Genomic DNA, 21466 nt, shown 5'->3' with positions numbered 1-21466 from the left:
GGTCTGTGACCAGGCCCACATCGTGGTCTGGACCACCGGCAGTGCGCCCGGCGGGCCCCCGCGGTCCGCCGGTGCGCCGTTCAGCGCCCGGACCAGCACACGGAGCCCTCTCGCCCATCGGACCCCGCCCGTCCCCCGACGGAAAACCGTCCGATTCGGTTCCGGGAAGGACCTGTAGGACACCTGCTCTTTTCCGTCATGTTTCGCAGCATGACCACGAAAGCTACACAGACACACCACTATGTTGACGCGACGGATACGCGACGACTGGCTTCTGAGGGGGACGCCGGCGTCGCGTGAGGGGGTGCGTCCGCTCCATGAGAGCCGTGCTCACCCCTGCCCGGGGAGGGGACTTCACCGCATGAAGCGGACCACACGCACCACCGTCCTGACGGTGGGCGCGCTCATCGCCGCGCTCGGTCTGCCGGCCGGCGCGGCCCGGGCCGACGACACCACGCCCCGCATCGACCTGCGGGTGCTCGTGGTGAGCGACGGCGGACCGGCCACCGACGCGATCGCCGCGGAACTCGCGGCCGCCGGTACGCCGTTCACCGAGATCGACCTGAACGACACCGGCCGTCCGGTGATCGACGCGGACTTCCTCGCGGACACGGTCGACGGCCGGCCGCGCGCCAAGTACCAGGCCGTGGTCCTGCCCAACGACAATCCGTTCGCGGCCGGTTCGGCGGAGATGGCCGCGCTCGCCTCCTACGAGCAGACCTACGCGATCCCCCAGGTCGACGCCTACACCTACGCGCGTCCGGAAGCCGGTCTCCAGTACCCGGTGTACGGCGGCTACGCGGGCAGCCTCGACGGGGTGGCGGCCGCGGTGACCGCCGCCGGACAGGCCGGCCCCTTCGGCTATCTCGACGGTGCGGTCCCCTTCGAGGACAACGACGCGGCGGTGGGCGAGAGTTACGCCTATCTGTCGACCCCGGCACCAGGCGCCGACTTCACCTCCTACGTCGACGCGCCGATCCCCGGACAGTCCACCCGGGGCTCGCTGGTGGGCGAGTACCGGCACGACGGACGGCGAGAGCTGGTCGTCACGTTCGTCTACAACCAGTACCAGCAGCAGTTCCGGCTGCTGGCCCGCGGCATCGTGGAGTGGATGACCGGCGGGGTCCATCTCGGCGCCTCCCGCAACTACTTCGCGGTCCACGTGGACGACGTGTTCGCCGCCGACGACCGCTGGAACACCACCCTCAACTGCACGCCCGGCGACGTCGACTGCACCGACCCGAACGCCACGCCCGACCCGATCCGGATGACGCCCGCCGACGTCACCTACGCGACCTCCTGGCAGACCGGTCACGGCTTCACGCTGGACCTCGCCTACAACGCGGCCGGCACGGTCGACCAGCGCGCCGACAACAACGGCGCCGATCCGCTCGCCGACGCCCTGCTCGCCGAGAAGGATCGATTCCGCTGGGTCAACCACACCTACACGCACGCCTTCCTGGGCTGTGTGCAGGACACCACCGTGGTGCCGTGGAAGTGCGACTCCAACCCGGACGGCAGCGTGAAGTGGGTGAGCCGGGCCGAGATCGCCGACGAGATCGCCACCAACCGCGTGTGGGGCCAGACCGCCGGACTCCCGCTGGAGAACGACGAGTTGGTGACCGGCGAGCACTCCGGCATGAAGGTCCTGCCGCAGCAGCCGCAGGACAACCCGAACCTGGCGCTCGCCGTCGGCGACAACGGCATCGACTGGCTCGGCTCCGACAACTCCCGTGAGCCGCACCAGCGTCAGGTCGGCCCCGCCACCACCGTGCCGCGCTATCCGATGAACGTCTTCTACAACGCGGGCCGGGCCGCCGAGCAGGTCGACGAGTACAACTGGATCTACACCAGCCGTGCCCAGGGCGGCAGCGGCATCTGCGAGGACAACCCGGCGACCACCACCTGTCTGTCCGCCCCGCTGGACCCGGCCACCGGCTACGCCGAGCACATCGTGCCGCTGGAGACCCGGATCGCCCTCGGGCACGTCCTCGCCAACGATCCCCGCCCGCACTTCATCCACCAGTCGAACCTGGCCGAGGACCGGATCGCCTACCCGGTCCTCAATGGTGTCCTCGACGGCTACGACGGCCTGTTCACGGCCGACACCCCGGTGGTGAACCTGCGGATGAAGGACATCGGCGTCGAGCTGGGGCGCCGCGCCGCCTGGCAGGCCGCCCTGGACGCCGGCCAGGTCACCGCGTACCGGATCGGCGACACGGTCACCGTGCAGGCGCCCTCCGGCACGGCCGTCACGGCGACCCTCCCGGCCGGCAGCACACTGGCCGGCGGCGCGTTCGGGACGCCGTACGCGGGCGGGGTGTCCGGCTGGACGCCCGCCGGCACCGGCCCCCTGGCCTTCGCCCTGCCGGCCTCCGCCGCGGCCCCGGCCGCCGACACCTCCGAGGGACTCACGGCCACGAAGCCGGCGCCCGGCACCCGGGTCCCGGCGGGCGTGCGCGAACAGGTCGTCCCCACCGCGGGCGACTGAACGGCGTACCGCCGCACCCGACCCAAGGAGCGAGCCGGCCGCCCCCGCGGCCGGAACCCCACCGGTGGCCCGGAACCCCGGGCCACCGGGCACGACCACCCCACACCTCGGCCGTGGAGCACACCGATGCACGTTCCCCATGGCGCGCGACGCCCCGGCGCAACGCGCGTCACCCTGCTCACCGAAGGCACCTATCCGCACAGTCACGGCGGCGTGAGCGTCTGGTGCGACCAGCTCGTCCAGGGCATGCCCGACCTCGACTTCGACGTCATCGCCGTCACCGGCACCGGACGCGAACCGGTCGTCTGGGACCTGCCCGCCCAGGTCGGCGAGGTGCGGTCCGTCCCCATGTGGGGCGCCCCGCCCGAGGGCCGCACCCCCAAGGGCCGCGCGCTGGCCCGACTGGCCGCCGCCTACGAGGAGTTCCTCACCGCCCTGCTCGACCCGCGCGCCGAGAGCGGCTTCCCGCCCGCCCTGTACGCGCTGGCCCGTGCCGCCGCCGACGGCACGCTCAGCCCGTTCCTGCGGGGCGACCGGGCGATCACCCTGCTCACCTCGGTGTGGAACCGGCCCGGTCTCGCCGTGCGCGAGGCCCGGCCGACCGTGCACGACGCGCTCACCGCGACCGCCCTGCTGGAACACGCCCTGCGCCCGCTGGCCGCGCCGCCGCCGCGCACCGGGGTCGCACACGCGGTCAGCGGCGGTGTCGCCGTCCTGCCGGGGCTCGCCGCGCTCGACCGGCACGGCGTTCCGCTGCTGCTCACCGAGCACGGCGTCTACTTGCGCGAGCGCTACCTCGGCTACCGCACCGCGCCCTACCGCTGGCCGGTGAAGGCGGTGGTCCTCGGCTTCTTCCGGCTGCTGGCCGAGGAGAGCTACCGGCGGGCCGCCCTGATCACCCCCGGCAACCGCTACAACCGGCTCTGGGAGGAGGAGGGCGGCGCCGATCCCGAGTCGATCCGCACCGTCTACAACGGCGTGGACCCGGCCGCGTTCCCGCCCGCCGGGCCCGAGCCGCACACGCTCACGCTGAGCTGGGCGGGCCGGGTCGACCCGATCAAGGACCTGGAGACCCTGATCCGGGCCTTCGCCCTCGTCCGGGCGCAACTCCCGGACAGCCGCCTGCGGTTGTTCGGCGGCACCCCGCGCGGCGGGGAGGCGTACCGGGAGCGCTGCGAGGCGCTCGCCGCCGAGCTGGGGCACGCGGACGCGGTCACCTTCGAGGGCCGGGTCGACGACATCAAGGACGCCTACGCGGCCGGGAACGTGGTGATGCTCTCCAGCATCAGCGAGGGGTTCCCGTTCACCCTGATCGAGGCCATGTCGTGCGGGCGGGCCACCGTCTCGACCGATGTGGGCGGGGTCCGCGAGGCGGTCGGCGACACCGGGCTCGTGGTGCCGCCGCGCGATCCGGAGGCGATGGCGGCGGCCGCGCTGGAGCTGCTGGCCGACCCGGCGCGGCGCCGGGCGATGGGCGAGGCGGCCCGGCTGCGGGTGATCGAACAGTTCACCTTGCGTCAGACCATCGACACCTTCCGCTCCATCTATCTCGAACTGCCCACGCTCCAGCGGCCGTCGGCGCCGGTCGCGGCCCCGGCCGCACCGCTGCCGGCACCGGCGGGCACGGTGGCCGGATGAGCGGGCCGATATCCCTGGAGCCCGGCGGCGCCGAACAGGACACCCTGGCGCTGCGGCTGGCCGACGTCCGGCCGCGCCGCCGCCGTCCCCGCTGGGCCCTCGACGACAGCACGCTCGCCATCCGGCTGCCCCTGCGGGGCCCCGACGAGGAGGCGGTGAGCCGGCTCGCCGCCGATCTCGCCGACCGCATCGGCCCGGCCGTCCACCCCTACGAGGTGGCCGCGCTGCTGGAGGCGGAGGGCCTGACCGCGGCGACGATCAAGGAGCGGTACGGCCATCCCGACCTGTTCTCACTGGCCGCCGCGCTGTACGAGCGCGTCCCGCGGACCTTCCCGGAACCGGCGCGGGGGCCCGACCCGTGGCGTCCCGACACCGTGCGCTGCCTGCTGCGGGGCGCGCTGTTCGCCCTGCCCGGGCTGGCCTATCTGCTCACCGCGCCGCTGTGGGACGCGGGGGCCCATGCCTCCGCGCTGATCGTGGCGGGGCTGGTCTCCTGGGCCTGGGGGCAGGCGCTCGGCCACCGCGCGCATCTGCGGATGGTGGCCGGACGTCGGGAGGCTGCCCTGACGCTGCTGGTCGGCGCGCCCGCCGGAGCGGTGCTGGCCACGGCGGCCGGGGCGGTGTCCGCGGCGGAGTCCGGCGGGGTCGGCCCGGTGATCCTGGTGGTGGCCGCGCAGTCGCTGTATCTGGCGGCCGCCGGTGTGCTGCTGGTGCTGGCCCGGGAACGGCTGCTGCTCGCCGCGCTCACCCCGCTGGGCGCCGGGGCGGCCGTCCTGCCGTGGTGGGAGCCGGGCGAGGCGGCGCGCGCGGGGCTGCCCGCGCTGGCGCTGCTGGCCACGCTGGCGGTGACCGGGCGGGTGCTGGGGAGCGCGCTCGCGGCGGACCCGGCGTCAGGTGGCGCGGCCTCGGGCGTCGTACGGCCCGGTCCTCTGCGGTCGTTGCCGTACGGCCTGTTCGGGCTGGCGGCCGGGGTGCTCGTGCTGCTGGAGGGACGCCGGGAGCCGTACGCGGTGATCGTGCTGACCGTCAGCATGGGGCCCGCGGAATGGCTGCTGTACCGCTACCGGGGCCTGTCGGTCGCCGCGCTGCGGGCCGCCGCCACGCCCGCCGGGTTCCTGCTGCGGTCGGCCGGGATCCTCGGCCTGTGTCTGGCGGCCTATCTGCTGCCGCTGTGGCCGGCCGCCCTGCTGACCGGCGCCGCGCCCGCCGCCCTGCTCACGCTCGCGGCCGTCCTGTGGACCGCGCTGCTGCTCCAGGCGTTCGGTGCCGCCTGGCCGTCGGCGCTCGTCTGTCTCGCCGCGGCGGGAGGTGCCGGGGCCGTCACCCTGCTCGACGCGCCGCCGGGGCCCACCGCGGCACTCGCCCTGAGCTGCGGCACGGCCGCGCTCTGTCTCTCGGCGTGCGCGCTGTGGCGGCTCGGCCGTCCCGCGCCGCACGCCTGACCGGCATCCGCCCGTCGTGCCCTCCGCACGGCCGGCTCAACAACCCCCCACTCAACCGACCGGAAGGACAACGGAGTTGACCGCCACACCGCTCGCCGCCGTCACCGGAGCCGAGGGTTTCATCGGCTCCCATCTCACCGAGGCGCTGGTCGCCTCGGGACACCGGGTCCGCGCCATGGCCCAGTACAACTCCTTCTCCTCGTACGGCTGGCTGGAGACCCTGCACCCCGACGTCCTGGACCAGGTCGAGATCGTCCTCGGTGACGTCCGGGACCCGGGCTCGGTCCGCGGTCTGCTCGACGGGGCCGACACGGCGTACCATCTGGCCGCGCTGATCGCGATCCCGTACTCCTACCAGGCGCCGCACAGTTATGTGGACACCAATGTGACCGGCACCCTCAACGTGCTGGAGGCGGTACGCGCGTTGGGCACGCCCCGGCTGGTGCACACCTCCACCAGCGAGACCTACGGCACCGCGCGGACCGTGCCGATCACCGAGGACCACCCGATCAACACCCAGTCCCCGTACGCCGCTTCGAAGGCCGGCGGGGACCGGCTGGCCGACAGCTACCACGCCAGCTTCGACACGCCCGTGGTGACGCTGCGGCCGTTCAACACGTTCGGGCCGCGCCAGTCGATGCGCGCCGTCATCCCCACCGTCATCGGACAGGTCGCCGCCGGGCAGCGGGCGATCACGCTCGGCGATCTGCGGCCGACCCGGGACTTCACCTTCGTCAAGGACACCGCGCAGGCGTTCCTCGCCGTCGGCGGCGCGCCCGCCGAGCGGGTGGTGGGCCGCACCTTCAACGCCGGGACCGGCGGGGAGATCTCGGTCGGCGACCTGGTCCAGTTGATCGGCAAGGTGATGGACACCGCGCTCGACGTCCGCGAGGACGAGGCCCGGATCCGGCCCGCCAACTCCGAGGTGATGCGGCTGGTCGCGGACGCCTCCCGGCTCACCGCGGCCACCGGCTGGCAGCCCGCGCACTCCCTGGAGGAAGGACTCGCGCACACCGTCGAGTTCTTCCGCGACCCCGCGAACCTGGCCCGCTACAAGACCGGCATCTACAACATCTGACGCCCGTCCGGCACACCGCACGCGAGCACATCCGAGGAGTCCGAGAACTCCGAGTACGCGAGAACTCCGAGCACTTCGAGCACTCCTTGAACTCCGAGAACTCCCAGAAGGAGGAGACCATGCACGCAGTGATCCTGGCGGGGGGCAAGGGCGTCCGGCTGCGGCCCTACACCACCGCGCTGCCCAAGCCGCTCGTGCCCATCGGCGACCAGCACGCCATCCTGGAGATCGTGCTGCGCCAACTGGCCGGCGCCGGCTTCACCCACTGCACCATCGCCATCGGCCACCTCGGTGAGATCATCCGCGCCTATGTCGGCGACGGCTCCGCCTGGGGCATGCAGATCGACTACGCCACCGAGGAGAGCCCGCTCGGTACCATGGGCCCGCTGCTCACCCTGCGCGAGCGGCTGCCCGAGACGTTCCTCGTGATGAACGGCGACATCCTGACCGACCTCGACTACGCGGACGTCCTGCGCACCCACCGGGAGTCGGGGGCGCCGCTGACCATCGCCACGTACGCCCGCAAGGTGCACATCGACTTCGGGGTGCTGACCACCGACTCCGCCAAGGTGGTCGCCTTCACCGAGAAGCCCAGCATGAACTACCACGTCTCCATGGGCGTCTACGGCCTCTCGCGCTCCACCCTGGCCGACTACACGCCCGGACTCCCGCTGGGCTTCGACGAGTTGGTGCTCGATCTGATCAGAGCGCGCAACGAACCGCACGCCTACGAGTTCGACGGCTACTGGCTGGACATCGGGCGCCCCGACGACTACGACCGGGCCAACGCCGAGTTCACCACCCGCAAGTCCCATCTGCTCAAGGGAGCCTGAGCACCCCATGCGCATTCTCGTCCTGGGCTTCACCGGATACCTCGGAGCCCATGTCGCCGAACGGCTGCGCGTCCTGCCGGGCGCCCGCGTCCTGGGCGCCGGCCGTTCCGCCGGCGCCGCGTTCCCGGTCGACCTCGCCACGGCGCGCCCCGAGGAGCTGGCGAAGACCCTGGCCGCGGCCGCGCCCGACGCGGTGGTCAACTGCGCGGGCGCGACCGGCGGCGACGCCGTGACCCTCGCCGAGGTCAACGCGCGCGGACCGGCGGTGCTGTGCGAGGCGCTGCGCGAGGCGGCGCCGGGGGCCCGGCTGGTGCATCTGGGCTCGGCCGCCGAGTACGGCCCGGGGGCCCGCGGCACGCTGGTGACGGAGTCGGCGGCGACCTCCCCGGTCGGCCCGTACGGGGCGACGAAGCTGGCGGGCACGGCCGCGGTGACCGCGTCCGCGCTGGACGCGGTGGTGCTGCGGGTGGGCAACCCGGTGGGCCCCGGGGCACCGGCCGCCGGGCTGCCCGGCCGGCTCACGGCCCTGCTGCGGGACACGCACCGCGGCCCGGACGCGGTGCTGCGGCTCGGCGACCTGTCCGCCCACCGTGACTTCGTGGACGTACGCGACGTGGCGCGGGCCGTCGAACGGGCGGTCACGGCCCCCGGCCCGCTGCCGCCGGTGCTGAACATCGGCGCGGGCCGGGCCGTCCCGGTGCGCACGCTGGTGCGGGGCCTCGCGGCACGGGCCGGGTTCCGGGGCCGGATCGAGGAGACGGCGGACGGCGGCCGCTCGGCCCGCTCGGGAGAGGTGTCCTGGCAGTGCTCGGACATCACCGCCGCCGAGGCCGCGCTGGCCTGGCGCCCGGCCCACACCCTCGACGAGGCACTGGCGGCACTGTGGGAAGCCGACGGCGCGCGATGAGCCCGCCGACGCCGCTGTTTCCGCCGTTCGCGCTTCTCCCGCCGGACGGCACGCCGTGAGCCTGCTGATTCCGCTGTATGTGCACCCGGCCGACGATCCGGGCGCCTGGCACCGCCTGATCCAGGCGGCCGGGCGGACCTACGGCGTGATCCTCAACCCGGCGAACGGTCCCGGCGAACGCCCCGACCCGGCCTTCACCGCGGCCGCCGGTGCCCTGCGGGAGGCGGGCGCGCGGATCCTCGGCTACGTCGACACCGACTACGGGGTGCGCGAACGCGCCGCCGTCCTGGACGACGTACGCCGCCACCAGGAGTGGTACGCGGCCGACGGCTGCTTCCTCGACCAGGTGACGGCGACACCGGAGGCGCTGTGGGCCTGCCGGCGGCTGGTGCGGACGGTGCGCCGGGCGGGCGCAGGGACGGTGGTGCTCAACCCCGGGGTCCACCCGGCGCCGGGGTACGCCCGGCTCGCCGACCTGACCGTCACCTTCGAGGGGCACTGGTCGACGTACGTCTCGTCGTTCAGCCGCCCGCAGTGGGCCGCACGGCATCCGCCGGAACGGCTGTGCCATCTCGTCTACGGCGTCCCGGCGGCCCTCGTGCCGCTCGCCGTGCGCACCGCGGGCGAGCGGGGCGCCGCGGTCTGCGGCCCGGTGACCGGCGAACTGCCCAACCCCTGGGCCGAGTTGACCCCAGCCCTGACCGGATCGGAGTCATGAGGTACTACACGCTACGGGCGATGCTGCTGGCGGCCGCGCTGGCCCTGTCGGGCTGTTCCGGCACGGGCGGGGGCGGGGACGGTGGGGGCAAAAACGATGCCACACCCCCGCCGACGGGGACACCACGCTGGCAGCCCCGACCAGGCCTGGCCTGGCAGTGGCAACTGGACGGCCCGGTCGACCCGTCGGTGGACGTGCCGGTCTACGACATCGACGGCTTCGAGAACACGGCGGCGGACGTGGCCCGGCTGCACCGCGACGGCCGCAAGGTCATCTGCTACATCAACGTCGGCGCCTGGGAGGACTTCCGCCCCGACCACGCCGACTTCCCCCGGTCGGTGCTCGGCGGCGCCAACGGCTGGTCGGGCGAACGCTGGCTGGACATCCGGAAGATCTCGGTACTGCGCCCGATCATGGAGCGCCGCTTCGACATGTGCGCCGAGAAGGGCTTCGACGCGGTGGAACCCGATCTGGTGGAGGGCTACTCCGACGACACCGGTTTCCCCCTCACCGCCCGCGACCAGCTCCGCTACAACCGAATGATCGCCGACATCGCCCACGCCCGCGGCCTCGCGGTCGGCCTCAAGAACGACCTCCCCCAAATCCCGCAGCTCCTCCCCCACTTCGACTTCGCGGTCAACGAGGAGTGCGCCGAGTTCGACGAGTGCGCCCGCCTCACCCCCTTCATCAAGGCCGGCAAAGCGGTCTTCCACGTCGAGTACGCGGAACCCACCAGCACGTTCTGCACCGAGTCCCGCCGCCTCAACCTCTCGTCGATGCGGAAGCGACTGGAACTGGGGGTGTGGCGGAAGCCGTGCTGAGGGCGGCACCGGTGACCGTGTTCACAGCGGGCGCAGCCGACGTCGTAGCACCAGCCAGGACGCCCATACGAAGACGGCCGTCAGGAGCGCCAGCATGCCCAGGTCGATCAGCACTTGGCGGCCGCCGTGTTCCCACAGGGCGTCGGCGGCGGCGTCCGGGGCGAGCCGCCGTACGTCGGTCAGCGCCGCCGCCGCGGCCAGCCCCCAGCGGCCGGGCACGAACATCGCGGCCCAGTACGGCAGCCCCGAACCGTCCAGGGCGAACGGCACGCCGTTCAGGGCGACTTGGCACACGGAGGCCACGGTGGCGAGGGTGACCGCCCGTTCGAGACGGTCGGCGGTCGCCGAGATCAGCAGTCCCAGCGCCATCGAGCAGACCACCGTCCCGACGAGCGGGAGCACCGTCATGGTCGTGGCGTCCAGGCCGAACGCCGGGGTGGGTCCGGGTCTGATCCACCGGAACACCGCCACCGACACCCCGGCCTGGGCGGTGCCGACCAGCGTGTGCACGAGGAACTTCGAGGCGATCACGGGGCCGGGCGATACGCCGGTGCGGAACTCCCTCCGGATGATGGTGAATTCGGACACCACATTGCTGTAGGTGAGGGCCTGGCCGCACAACACGGCCCCGATCAGCAGCAGGTTGAGCGCCTGGAGGGCCTTGGGGTTGTCCGGTCCGGTGACGGCGAGACCCTGATCGGACGCGACCAGCGCGGCGAATCCGCCGCACAGCACGGCGAGGGCCATGAGCCCGGCCAGGGCGGCGGGGCCGCGGGCGTGCAGCAGGGCCAGTTCCCGCCGGACCAGGACCGCGGTCCGCCGCAGTGGACGGCCGCCGGGACGTCGCTTCGCCTCCGTGACCGGGCCCGCGGACGGGGTGTCGGCGGGTGCGGTGGCCCGACCGGCGTCGTCCGGCCGGGTGTCCGGATCGGCCGGGGTGCGTGGGGCGTCGGGCGCGGAGCCGATCCGGACCATGAGGCTCGGGAAGTCCGGGGCGTCGAAGGCCGCGAGCACCTCGCCCGGTGGGCCGAAGAAGACGGGCCGGCCGCCGGGGGCCATGACGAGGACCTTGTCGACGCCCACCAGTTGGTCGGTGGAGTGCGTGACCAGCACGACGGTCCTGCCCCGGTCGGCGATGCCCCGCAGGGTGCGCATCACCTCCCGGGCCGCTCCCGCGTCGAGGCCGGACGTCGGTTCGTCGAGCATCAGCAGGGACGGGTCGCCGAGGATCTCCAGCGCGAGCGAGACCCTCTTGCGCTGGCCTCCGGACAGTCGCTCCACACGGACGTCCAGCCGGTCGGCGATGCCGAGTTCCTCGCAGACGGCGTCGACATGGGCCCGGCGGCGCGCCGATCCGGTGTCGGATGCCAGCCGCAGCCGTGCCGCGTAGTCGAGGACCTGCCGTGCGGTGAGGGTGCGGTGCAGGTCGTCGTCCTGCGGCACGAAGCCCAGCAGGAGCCGCAGTTGGTCGAAGTCCGTCCTGCTGTCGAGTCCTTGCAGGGTCACCCGGCCGTGCGTCACGCGGAGTTCGCCGAGCAGGGCCTTGAACAAGGAGGACTTGCCGGCCCCCGAAGGACCGAGGACGGCCAGGACCTCTCCCGGCCCGACGGTGAAGGACAGGTCCCGCAGGGCCGGGCCGCCCCCGTGCTCGGCGGACAGCCGCCACACCGACAAGGTGGCCGCCGTCGCGAACCGGCGCTCCCTCAGCTCGCCGTCGCGTACCAGGGTGAACCTGCTGCGCCCCACGGAGAAGGACATGCCCGGGGTGATCCTGGCCCACGACACGGCCCGGCCGTCGACGAAGGTGCCGTTCCCCCGGCCACCGTCCCGCAGGTGGTACTGGCCCGGCGCGACGTGCTTCAGGGTCGCCTGCTCCACGGCGACGCCCCAGCCGGGGATCGCGATCCGGTGCTCGTGGGGGCCCGCGTCGGCGTCCTCCCGGCCGATCACGGTGACTTCGCCGAGGCGGTGCGTACGGGACCCGGACCCGGCGTCGTCGGCCCGGGGCCGTGGGACACGGGCCTCGGGCGGCGGTGTGCCGCGCAGGATGTGCAGGCGGGCCCGGCCGGCGGGCGTGCTGATCACGAGGTCGGTGCCGTCGGGGACGTCCCGCAAGTGCACGACCGCGCCGGTGACCTCGGCGTCGCCCAGCCAGATCCGCGCGTCGCCCGGAAATCCGCCGACCGTCCAGTGGTGGAGGTGGCGGATCCGGGCCAGCACCGGGGCCGGGGCGGCGGAGCCGGGGAGCCGTATCTCGCAGTCGGGCGCGCCGCCCACGCGGTAGGTGCGGCCCTGGACCAGGGGGGTCCGGGTGCCGTCGACCTCGATGGTCAGGGGATCAGTCATGTCGGCCTCCCGTCGGAACTACTCGAACAGCCGGTCGAGGGACCAGTCGACCAGCACGATGACGCCGTAGCACGCGAGCCCCAGAAGGACCAGGACGGCGCCTATGGCGAAGACCGTGAGTATGCGGTCGATCCAGTCCACGGTCTGAGGCGGGGCGGGCTCCGACGGCGGCTCGGCAACCGGCGGCGGAACCGGGGCAGATGGCGGGACCGGGGCCGGTTGCGGGGCAGGAGTCCGTGCGGCCGGGGGCGTCCACCGCTTGCGCAGGCTCCCGTCCACCGTGACGTACATGCCCCGGTCGGTGACCAGTCGTGGCCATCCCGTCGCCAGGGAGGCCCATCGCTCGCGTGCGTCCGGCAGTCGGCGGGCCAGGCAGGCGTCCGTGAGCAGGTCCAGGGTGGGCGAGGTGACACAGCCGAGCAGAGCGCTCCTGTCGATCTGTGTGCTCTCCAGGTTGTCCTGCACGCACCGTACGACCGACCAGGCGATCTTGTAGTAGTCGGAGCGCTCGTCGAACGGGCCGGCTTCGGGCAGCTTCCAGCCCTCGGGATCCCCGGGCGGAAAAGGGGACTTGTCGTGCAGCGGTGCGCAGGAGTCGCAGTCGATCAGATGGACGCGGGCGCCGCCGTCCAGGGTGAACAGGGCGTTCCTCGGTTGGAGATCGCCGACCGCCCAGCCGTGGCCGTGCAGCCACTGGGCGGTCTCCACGAGCCGCCCCAACACCGCGAGTTTCACCGGGGGTTCGTAGTAGGGCATGCCGAGCCGGCCGGCCGAGGTGCGGGTCCGGGCCAGGTTGTCGAGGGCCCGGGGCAGGGTCATCACCTGGTTCTTGCGCCGGACCGTCTGCATGAACGCCTGCGGCGCCGGTGCCATGAGGACACCGCAGACACCGTCGGCGTCGGTGACCGCCGCGCGGGGCCAGGCGCAGCGGCGGTCGAGCAGTTCCCGCTCGGTGCCGGGCAGTTCGTGGCGCCAGGCGACCAGGTCCGCGAGGGCGCCCGCGTCCAGGTCGTCCCGGGTCTGCGGCAGGTACCGCTTGAACAACTGCCGTCCCAGGCCCGGCACTTCGCACATCCGCAGCTCGGCGGCCTGGCCGCCTCCCGGGAGCCGGCCGTCGCCGAGACGCAGCTCGGCGAGGTCCACACGGCTCCGATGCGACACACCCACGCTCCCCCCCCTTCACGCCGCTGTGACATTCGCGCGTTCGCCCGCCGGACCCGGGCCCTGCGGGACGGGCTCAGGGGACGGCCGTGTCGGCGTTCTCCGGCCAGAGGGCGACCACGGTCCGGTCGTCGTTGTAGGTGGCCTTGCGGAAGTCGACGTCCCGCAGGAACCCGAGAAGCGACGGCGGGTGCTGCCACCGTGCGCCCAGGGCGAGCGTCAGCGGTGACCGCGCCCCGATCGCGTCGGCGAAGCCGTCCGTGGCCAGCACGAGCACCTCGCCCGGCAGCCACTCCGTCGCGACGGTCCGCAGCGCGTGCGGGCGCTGCGGCAGGGTCTGGACCCGTTCGTCGCCGGCGCCCCGCCCACCCGTCGGCCGTGCGTCGAGCAGGGCGCTCCAGGCCCCGTCCCGCAGCCGCAGGACGCGGCTGTCGCCGACCACCGCCCCGAAGAGGCGGGGGTCCTCGGCCGGTGTCCTGGATGCGATCAGCACGGCCAGGGTGGTGGCCGGGGGTCCGGGTGCGAACATCCGCCACCGGCGTCCGGCGGCCTCGTCGGGCGGCAGGGACCCGGTGCGCCGTGTGATGTCCTCGGCGGTCCGCTCGAACACGTCCTGCCACCAGAGGGGGCCGTCGGGCGGTCCGTTCCTCAGTCCGTCGATCACCAGACGGCCGGCGGACGCGACGGCCTCGGAGGAGGCGGCGGCCGCGTGCGTCGCCGTGCTCACACCGTCGGCGACCACGGCCACCAGCCAGGGCAGCTCGTCATCGGTGTGGAAGGCGAACGCGTCCTGGCGGCCCTCGCCCGACTGCATATGGCCGCGTCCGCGCACGGTGGCCATCCGGACGGTGACCCCGCCGACGGCCCCACCGTCGACGGCGATGGCCGCACGGTCGTGGCTGACGACCGGCGGGAGCAGGACGGAGACGCCGCGCGGCGGACGGCCCGCCCGGAGGGGTTCGGGGTCGGCGGGGTGGGAGTCGGCGGTCTCGTGCGGGGGCTCGACCGACTCGGGGCGTGTCTCGTCGGGCGAGCTGTCCCCCTGCCCGGGCCCGTCCTTCCGCGCGGGCCCGTCCTTCTGTACGCCGGGGTGCCGGGCGGACGCCGAGATGTCGTCCGGAGCGGGCTCGCCGTCGATGGCCGCGCGCGGTGCCGGACCCCGGTCCGCCGCCTGTCCGTTGGTCCGGTCGGCGTCGCCCGGGACAGCGCCGGCGCCGGACGCGTCGGACGACGACACGGGGGCCGGGCAGGTGCCAGGCCCGGTACCGCCGCCCCGGGCCTGACGCCGGGCCCTTCGCCACCCGGCGCCGATCAGGGGCAGCCGTCGGAACGCACCGCGAAGGCGCCGCCGCGACCGCACGGGCGGTACGGCGCCGTCCCGCGGCGCCGCCGCGAGCAGCGGTGCGAGAGCGCGCAGGACCCGCAGGACGCCCGTCACGACGCGGTGAGCCATCGCATGCCCTCCGGAACGCGCACGTCGAGGCCGTTCCCGGAGACCGAGGCGCCGATCGTGACGAAGAGGGTGCCGATCAGCCCCTCCACCAGCGTGCTGACCGGCGTGCCCTCCTCCGCGGTGAAGGCCAGGGACCGGGTCGTACCGTCCCTGAGCGTCGTGGTGGTGGCCATGCGCAGCAGGGTGGCGGGCCGGATGTTGCCGAATCCGAAGGCCACGATCTGCGGCTCGTAGGGGAGTTGGGCGAGACGGTCGCGCTCCGGGAGCCATCGGTCGTCGGGCTGGCGCGCCGAACCGACGTACGGATCACCGTCGGTGAGGAAGAAGACCGCCGGCCGCTTGAGCGCGTATTCGCGTTCGAGTGCCGCGCAGTCCGCCTGGATGATCGTGGCCAGATGGGCGAAGACCTTCGCGAAGTCGGTCTGGGCGCCCTTGGGCAGCTCGCCCAGGTCCTGGACCTCCTCGGGCCGGGTCAGCGGCAGGAACGTCTGGGCGTCCTGCGCGAACGTGACGATGCTGATGTGCGCGGCCTCGGAGGTCGTGGTGTCGACCTCCAGTTTCCACAACAGGTCGGGCACGGCCTCGCGCAGGGCGTCGTACGGTGTCCGTCCCGACGTGCCCTCGGCCGCCGGCGCGGGCTTGTAGACGCCCTCCTTCCACATGGACTGGGACACGTCGCACACCACGTAGAAGGGGAACGCCCTCTCCAGCCCGTCCTGCGTCTCAGGGTTCACGATCTCCCCACCTCCCCCGACCGGCACACCCGCAGCCGGTGAAACGAACGGATCGGCAAACTACCCTTGATGGGATGTCAGTTCACCCTATTTGCTGAAGTGGTACACAAGGCAGATGATTCTTCGCGTGCCCGCTGACGCGACCTTCACTCGCCGGTCCCCCGACCGGCCGACCTTCGCCTGGTGCCGGGCCGCCGCGCGGGCCGTGCGGGCTGCCGAGTGCGGGGGTGCGGCCGTGGCATCCGTGCGGGGGCGGTCGGTCAACGGGCTGGTGCGGGCTCGGGGGCCGTTGAGCGTGATGCTGTACGCTGCGGCGCGGGAGAACCGGCTCGTCCGGCAGGGTGAGCGTGGGTTCATGCTGCTGGAGCCGCCGTTGCTCGCGTCCCGGCGCGTCTTCGGGCCCGGGGTCGGCGACCGGCTGCTCCGGCTGGTGGACCGGCGGTGGGACGCGCTGCTGTTCGGCGTTCCGGTCCTGGTCGGCTTCGGCGCCGTGGGCTGTCTGCTGCCGTTCCCCGCGGGCCGGCTCACGGCCCTGTTCCTGACCCTAGCCGTGCTGGTACATGTGGCGGTGTGGACGACCGCGGTGGCGGTGACGGGCGCCCTGTCGCTGTGGCGATCGTTCGGGCGGCGGGGTGCCGGTCCCCGGGCGGTCGCGGAGTCGCTGGCCGCCGACCACTGGACCGTCGCGCTGTGCCATCTGGAGGACGTGCGCAGGACCGACGAGTTGCTCCGTCGTGCGACCGGCAGGCTGCACGTCCTGATCCGGACGCACGCCGAATCGGCGGCCGCGGCCCTCGGCTACGAGGTGCGCCGGGGCGAGGCGGCGGAGACGCTGGTCCTGCTGCGCCGCGGTGTCACCACCGACGCGGTGCGGCGACACCTCGACACCCGCGACGAGTCCGGGCGGGCCACGGACGTGCCGAAGGAAGTGCCGGTCGAGGTCCTGGTGTTCCATCCGGCCGGCCGGAGCCCCGATCCGGCCGGCAGCAGGATCGTCAACGGCTCCTTCCTCCTGTGGTACTTGGGCGCCATGGCCGTCGTCGTCCTCGTGGGGGCCTCGTTCGTGGCGGCCTGGGAGCGCGACGCGTGCGCCGGCTCCTGCCCCGGGCGGCCGACCGGCTATCGCGAGGCGGTGCGCTGGCTCGCGCAGCGCCTGTTCCTGTCCGATCCCGCCGGACTCGCGCCCGCGACCGGTGCGGCCCAGTTGTTCGGATGGCTGTGCGGACTCATGGCCGTCCTGCTCCTCCCGGTCGCCTTCGTGGCCGTGCGCCAGCAGCACCGGGCCAACACCGCGGCCAGAGAACCTCATCGCAGGCTGGAGAGGAGAACGATGCCCACCAAGCTTCTGCTTCTCGTCGTCACGCAGGACGAACGGGACGCCGTGTTCGAGGCGGTCAGCTCGGTCAACGGCACGCCGCCCACACCGCGTTACCTCGGCGACCGCACGGTGTTCGACCTGGGCCGGATCAGCGACGTGGACCTCCACGTCGTACAGAGCGAACAGGCGTCGGGCGGCCCCGCCGGCTCGGCCCTCGTGTCGGCGTCGATGCTGGAGCAGGTCCGGCCCGACTTCTTCGTCATGGTCGGCATCTGCTGCGGTCTGCGGCCAGGAAAGCAGCGACTCGGCGACATCGTCGTCTCCGGCCAGCTACGGATGATGGACCATCAGCGCGTCGGCGACGCGGACGGAAAGCCGGTGATCACCCTGCGCGGCGACAAGGTGTCCGCCTCCGGACTGCTGCTCGACCGGCTGCGCGTGGCCCAAGTCGGCTGGAAGGGCGCCGCGGTGCACTTCGGTCTGATGCTGTCCTCCAGCGTGCTGATCGACTTCGCCCCGCACCGGGACGCGTTGGTGGAACTGGAACCCGACGCCGTGGCCGCGGAGATGGAGGGCGGCGGGATGTACGCGGCCGCGGCGCGGGACCGGGTGCCGTGGATCGTGGTGAAGGCCGTCTCGGACTGGGGCGCGGGGAAGACCGACGACGTGCAGGCCGCCGCGGCGCGCAACGCGGCCGATCTCGTCGTCCGCATGGTGAGCGAGGGCGCCCTGGATCCGCACACCTGGCAGAGCCGTCACACAAGCTGACCCGACGTCAAGAGAGGGGACCCGTGGCCCTGTTCAACAAGAAGTCACGCACCGTCGACTCGCTCATCCGCGAGGCCAACGCGGCGTTCGCGAACTTCTCGGCGGATTCCGAGTATGTCGAGAACGTGCTCAAACCCGTGCTGCCGAAGCTGTACGCCGCCGTCAAGATGCGGGACTTCACGTCGACGGACCAACTGGAGGCGGTGGCGGCGCCGTTGAAGACCTTGCCGCCGCTCGACGCCGCGCTGTGTGCCGCGTCCGTGCTGCACGCCGCCGGACGGCTGCTGGCCGCCGACCCGTTGGGCGAGTCGCTGGCGAACTTCGTCGCCATCGCCGGCACCGCCGCTGCCTGGAAGGCGGTGCCGCTGGTCAAGGAGCCGCGGGACGTACGCCGTCTGATCGACGCGCTCAATGTGCTGTGGCGGTACGAGCCCTCGCCCTACCGCGAGGTGGACCACGCCCAGGCCGTGTACGCCGGCGGGCATCTGGCCCTCGCCCTGGGGCTCGACCACGACGCGTTGACCAGCCGCTGGCGGGAGGCTCTCCGGCTGCTGTCCGAGGTCGACCCGGCGCTGGGCCGCAGCCCGCAGGAGCGCGAGACGATCGCGCGTACCCGGCAGCACCTGGAGCGTGAGTGGAGCGAACAGCTCGCGTCCCTCTCGGCCGGGGAGTGAGATGGCCCGGTTCAGAGGGAAGGACGCCCGCATCGAGGCCGCCACCGGGCTGTACCGCCGCTTCCTCTTCTCGGAGCCGGTGACCGTCCCCACCCTGGAGGACGCGGCGATGGCGGCGATCGTCGACGGCGTGGTCGACCGGGTCGCTCCCGGCACCTCGCTGGGCGTCTCCCTGCCCGCACCTGACCCCGACCCCAACGCCCCGCGCATCGCCCTCCTCACGGAGGCGATCGACCTGCTGGACCCGGTGCTCGCGCGGCGGGTCCGCTCACCCGGCCCCTCCGCACTGTCGCTGGCGGCCCGCTGCCTGTACGCGCTGTACCGCGAGACGGGCGACACCGCAGCACTGCGACGCGCGGTCGGGCTGGGGGAACGCGCGGCCGCCGTCGCGGCCCCCAAATCCGGCCCGGACCCGGCGGATCCGTACCCCGACATCGCGCACGAGTTGAGCATCGCGCTGCTCGACCTCGCCGCGCACGAGGAGGGAACGGACGCCCTCTCCCGCGCCGTGCACCACGCCGTGCGGGCCTTCCGCGCACCCTCCGCCTCCGACCGGCTCAAGACCGCCTGCCAGAGCCTCCTCAGCCGTGCCTTCACCGCGCTCTTCCAGCGCACCGGCGAGGACGAGCATCGCGAACAGGCGCTTCGCATGGCCGTGTTGGGCCGGGAGTTCACCGAGGAGACGGTCACCGCCGAGGACGCGTACAACCTGGGCTCGCCGTTCCTGGCGGCCCACGAGGCGACGGGTTCGGTGCGCGACCTGGAGACCGCCGTCGTGTCGTTGCGGGAGGCGGTGGACCGCGACCCCCGCCCGGACCATCTGCTGGCACTGGCAAGGGCGTTGCGCCTGATGTACCCGGTGAACGGCGACGAACGCGTCCTGCGCGAGTCCGTGACGATGTCCCGCCGTGCCCTGGCCGCCGCCCGCCCGACGGAACCCGGGCGCCACCGGTACCTCGAACAGGCGGCGTACGCCCGGCTGCTCAGCCACGCGGCGCACGGCGGCCGGGGTGTCGTGGACGTGGCGGTGCCCCTGCAACGCCTGGCGATCGGCTCGCTCCCCGAGGGCCACCCGGGCCGGCTCGACGCGATCGGCACCCTCGCCGACATCTGGCTGGCGCGGTACGAGAAGACGCGGTCCACCCCCGACCTGGACGGCGCGGTCGAGGCCACGCTGACGGCGATGCGGCTCGGCCGGGGGCGTCCGGACCACCACCGGCACCGGGCCCGCTACGGCCGGGGCGCACGGCTGATCTACGAGGACACGGGCGACGTCGCTCATCTGGACCGCGGCATCCACGCCACCCTGAAGGCGCTGGAGACCGACGATCTGCCCGCGGAGCTGAAGGCGGCGTACCTGGTGCAGGGTGCCGCCATGCTGCTCGACCGCACGGAGCGGGTACCGGACGCCGAGATGCGGCAGGCCGCCAGGAACATGCTGTTCGAGTGCTCCAAGCTCGACCACGGGGACCTTCAGGTGCGGATCGAGTGCGCCCGGCGCTGGGCGGATCTCGCGGTCTCGGAGGAGTCCTGGCACGAGGCCGGTCTCGCCTACCTCGGCGCGCTGAGCACGATGCCACGGCTCACCGCGGCCGAGGTCAGCCGCCAGTCCCAGGAGAGTGCCCTGCGGCGCTTCTCCGGGATGGCCTCCCTGGGCGCGGCCTGTTCCCTGAACGTCGGGAAGGCGATGGCAGCCCTCACCCTCCTGGAACTGGGCCGCAGCGTGCTGCTGACGCAGGAGATCGCCCTCTACGACGAGGTGCGGGCCCTGCGGACCTCCGCGCCGGATCTCGCCCGTGAGCTGGCCGAAGAACTCAGGACACGCGACGAGTCCGCCGCGGCTCTCGGCGCCCGCATGATCCTCGCGACCGCCGGTCTCCCGGGCGACGGACGCCTCGCCGACCGGCATCGGGTCGCCGGCCGCAATCTCCAGATCCTGCGGGCGCAGATCCGCGAGGTCCCCGGCCACGAGAGGTTCTTGTCCGGGCTGACGGAGGAGGATTTCCTGTCGGTGTCCGAGCGCGGGCCGATCGTCGTGCTCAACCTCAGTGCGCTCAGGACGGACGCACTGGTCGTACGGCCGGACGGGGTCACGGTCGTTCCGCTGCCCGCGGTCACCCCGGAGCGGGTCGGCGCACTCGTCGACACGTTCCTGACGGCCGCGGAGGACCCGGACGACCACGGCGGCACGGCGATGCTCGACGCCCTGGCCTGGCTCTGGGACCACTTGGCCGAACCGGTGCTCGCGGTCGCGGCACCGCCGCCGGGCCCCGGCCCGCTCCCACGCCTGTGGTGGTGCCCGACCGGACCGCTGAGCCATCTCCCGCTGCACGCGGCCGGACACCATCTCGCGGACGACGGGCGGACGGTCCTGGACCGGGTCGTCTCCTCCTACACGCCGACGATCACGGCCCTCAGCCGGGTGCGCGCCCGGCGGACCACCCCGTCGGCCCGCGCCGGGCTGCTGGCGGTGGCGGTGGGCCGTACGGCGAGCGGCACCGAAGTGCCGTTGCCGGGCGCGCACTCCGAGGCCGCCGCGGTCGCCGCGATCCATCCGGCGACCACCGTCCTCGCCGACGGCGAGGCCACCCGGGCGCGGCTGCTGGCCGAACTGCCCCGGCACCCGCGGGCGCACTTCACGTGCCACACCCGCTCCGACCCCCGCTCGCCCTCCCTGAGCCGGCTGGTGCTGCACGAGGCGGACGACGAGCTGACGGTCGGCGACATCGCCCGACTCGACCTGTCGTCCGTGGAGTTGGCGTATCTGTCGACCTGTGACGCGGCGCGGCCGGGGGCGGAGATCCCCGACGAGTCGGTCCACATCGCGGGCGCCTTCCTGATCGCGGGTTACCCCGATGTCGTCGGCACGCTCTGGCCGATGCCGGACGCGACGGGCCGCCGGCTCGCCCGGCACTTCCACCGGCGGCTCGCCGAGGGCGACGACCCGGCGCGGGCCCTGCACCGGACGACGATCCGGGCGCGCCGCAACGCCCCGGGCCTGCCGGTCGGTTGGGCGAATCTCGTCCACATCGGCGGCTGACGGGCCGGGGGCGAAAAGCCTTTGACGGCGCCGGGAGACGTGGC

General features: G+C 73.4%; 15 protein-coding genes. 11 read left to right on the top strand and 4 right to left on the bottom strand.

Features of this window, described 5'->3' with window-relative positions:
* Positions 1-361 precede the first annotated feature (361 nt).
* The 8 genes from G6W55_RS12395 (at position 362) to G6W55_RS12360 (ending at position 9928) form a co-directional block, all read left to right on the top strand.
* A complete protein-coding gene (locus G6W55_RS12395; protein ID WP_175520872.1) occupies positions 362-2491 on the top strand; it encodes a hypothetical protein in 2130 nt (709 codons plus the stop codon).
* 126 nt (positions 2492-2617) lie between these two features.
* Positions 2618-4129 (top strand): GT4 family glycosyltransferase PelF, encoded by a 1512-nt coding sequence (pelF, locus tag G6W55_RS12390; RefSeq protein ID WP_175520871.1) that lies wholly within the window; start codon positions 2618-2620, stop codon positions 4127-4129.
* The gene (locus G6W55_RS12385; RefSeq protein WP_175520870.1) at positions 4126-5571 is read left to right on the top strand and encodes a hypothetical protein; all 1446 of its coding nucleotides are present in this window, start codon (positions 4126-4128) and stop codon (positions 5569-5571) included. The genes pelF and G6W55_RS12385 overlap by 4 nt, the downstream gene beginning before the upstream one ends.
* Positions 5572-5647: 76 nt before the next feature.
* Positions 5648-6649, top strand: a complete 1002-nt coding sequence (locus G6W55_RS12380) for a GDP-mannose 4,6-dehydratase (RefSeq protein ID WP_175520869.1) — start codon at positions 5648-5650, stop codon at positions 6647-6649.
* Positions 6650-6768: 119 nt separating this feature from the next.
* Positions 6769-7482, top strand: coding sequence for a sugar phosphate nucleotidyltransferase (locus tag G6W55_RS12375; RefSeq protein ID WP_030789505.1), 714 nt, complete (start codon positions 6769-6771; stop codon positions 7480-7482).
* A gap of 7 nt (positions 7483-7489) precedes the next feature.
* The gene (locus G6W55_RS12370) at positions 7490-8389 is read left to right on the top strand and encodes an NAD(P)-dependent oxidoreductase (RefSeq protein ID WP_175520868.1); all 900 of its coding nucleotides are present in this window, start codon (positions 7490-7492) and stop codon (positions 8387-8389) included.
* Positions 8390-8444: 55 nt separating this feature from the next.
* Positions 8445-9107: a spherulation-specific family 4 protein gene (locus tag G6W55_RS12365; protein WP_175520867.1), complete on the top strand. Its 663-nt coding sequence runs from the start codon at positions 8445-8447 to the stop codon at positions 9105-9107.
* Complete coding sequence (locus G6W55_RS12360) at positions 9104-9928, top strand: endo alpha-1,4 polygalactosaminidase (RefSeq protein WP_254876208.1); 825 nt, start codon at positions 9104-9106, stop codon at positions 9926-9928. Before G6W55_RS12365 ends, G6W55_RS12360 begins: the two co-directional genes overlap by 4 nt.
* 21 nt (positions 9929-9949) lie before the next feature.
* Here the strand turns inward: G6W55_RS12360 and G6W55_RS12355 are convergent, their stop codons facing one another.
* From G6W55_RS12355 to G6W55_RS12340, 4 genes are all read right to left on the bottom strand, one after another.
* Positions 9950-12274, bottom strand: coding sequence for an ATP-binding cassette domain-containing protein (locus G6W55_RS12355; RefSeq protein WP_175520866.1), 2325 nt, complete (start codon positions 12272-12274; stop codon positions 9950-9952).
* A gap of 18 nt (positions 12275-12292) precedes the next feature.
* A complete protein-coding gene (locus G6W55_RS12350; RefSeq protein ID WP_175520865.1) occupies positions 12293-13435 on the bottom strand; it encodes a hypothetical protein in 1143 nt (380 codons plus the stop codon).
* Positions 13436-13511: 76 nt separating this feature from the next.
* Positions 13512-14888, bottom strand: a complete 1377-nt coding sequence (locus tag G6W55_RS12345) for a protein phosphatase 2C domain-containing protein (RefSeq protein ID WP_175520864.1) — start codon at positions 14886-14888, stop codon at positions 13512-13514.
* Positions 14870-15622, bottom strand: a complete 753-nt coding sequence (locus tag G6W55_RS12340; RefSeq protein ID WP_175520863.1) for a VWA domain-containing protein — start codon at positions 15620-15622, stop codon at positions 14870-14872. The genes G6W55_RS12345 and G6W55_RS12340 overlap by 19 nt, the downstream gene beginning before the upstream one ends.
* 127 nt (positions 15623-15749) lie before the next feature.
* On the opposite strand from G6W55_RS12340, the gene G6W55_RS39400 reads away from it, so the two are divergent.
* Genes G6W55_RS39400 through G6W55_RS12325 form a run of 3 tightly spaced genes read left to right on the top strand, consistent with a single transcriptional unit; the run spans position 15750 to position 21422 of the window.
* On the top strand, positions 15750-17708 hold the full coding sequence (locus tag G6W55_RS39400; RefSeq protein ID WP_175520862.1) for a hypothetical protein: 1959 nt from the start codon (positions 15750-15752) through the stop codon (positions 17706-17708).
* 23 nt (positions 17709-17731) lie between these two features.
* Entirely contained in the window at positions 17732-18382 is a 651-nt protein-coding gene (locus G6W55_RS12330) for a hypothetical protein (RefSeq protein WP_175520861.1), read from the top strand.
* Between the two features lies 1 nt (position 18383).
* Entirely contained in the window at positions 18384-21422 is a 3039-nt protein-coding gene (locus tag G6W55_RS12325; protein WP_175520860.1) for a CHAT domain-containing protein, read from the top strand.
* The last annotated feature ends 44 nt before the right edge of the window (positions 21423-21466 follow it).

The sequence above is a fragment of the Streptomyces sp. CAI-85 genome (genome assembly GCF_013363615.1).
GTDB classification, from domain to species: domain Bacteria; phylum Actinomycetota; class Actinomycetes; order Streptomycetales; family Streptomycetaceae; genus Streptomyces; species Streptomyces antibioticus_B.
This window is presented reverse-complemented; position numbering and strand designations above follow the sequence as displayed.

Coding starts and splice junctions, on each gene's coding strand:
- G6W55_RS12395 (WP_175520872.1), top strand. CDS start 362: ATGAAGCGGACCACACGCACCACCGTCCTGACGGTGGGCGCGCTCATC.
- pelF (WP_175520871.1), top strand. CDS start 2,618: ATGCACGTTCCCCATGGCGCGCGACGCCCCGGCGCAACGCGCGTCACC.
- G6W55_RS12385 (WP_175520870.1), top strand. CDS start 4,126: ATGAGCGGGCCGATATCCCTGGAGCCCGGCGGCGCCGAACAGGACACC.
- G6W55_RS12375 (WP_030789505.1), top strand. CDS start 6,769: ATGCACGCAGTGATCCTGGCGGGGGGCAAGGGCGTCCGGCTGCGGCCC.
- G6W55_RS12370 (WP_175520868.1), top strand. CDS start 7,490: ATGCGCATTCTCGTCCTGGGCTTCACCGGATACCTCGGAGCCCATGTC.
- G6W55_RS12360 (WP_254876208.1), top strand. CDS start 9,104: ATGAGGTACTACACGCTACGGGCGATGCTGCTGGCGGCCGCGCTGGCC.
- G6W55_RS12355 (WP_175520866.1), bottom strand. CDS start 12,274: ATGACTGATCCCCTGACCATCGAGGTCGACGGCACCCGGACCCCCCTG.
- G6W55_RS12345 (WP_175520864.1), bottom strand. CDS start 14,888: ATGGCTCACCGCGTCGTGACGGGCGTCCTGCGGGTCCTGCGCGCTCTC.
- G6W55_RS12325 (WP_175520860.1), top strand. CDS start 18,384: ATGGCCCGGTTCAGAGGGAAGGACGCCCGCATCGAGGCCGCCACCGGG.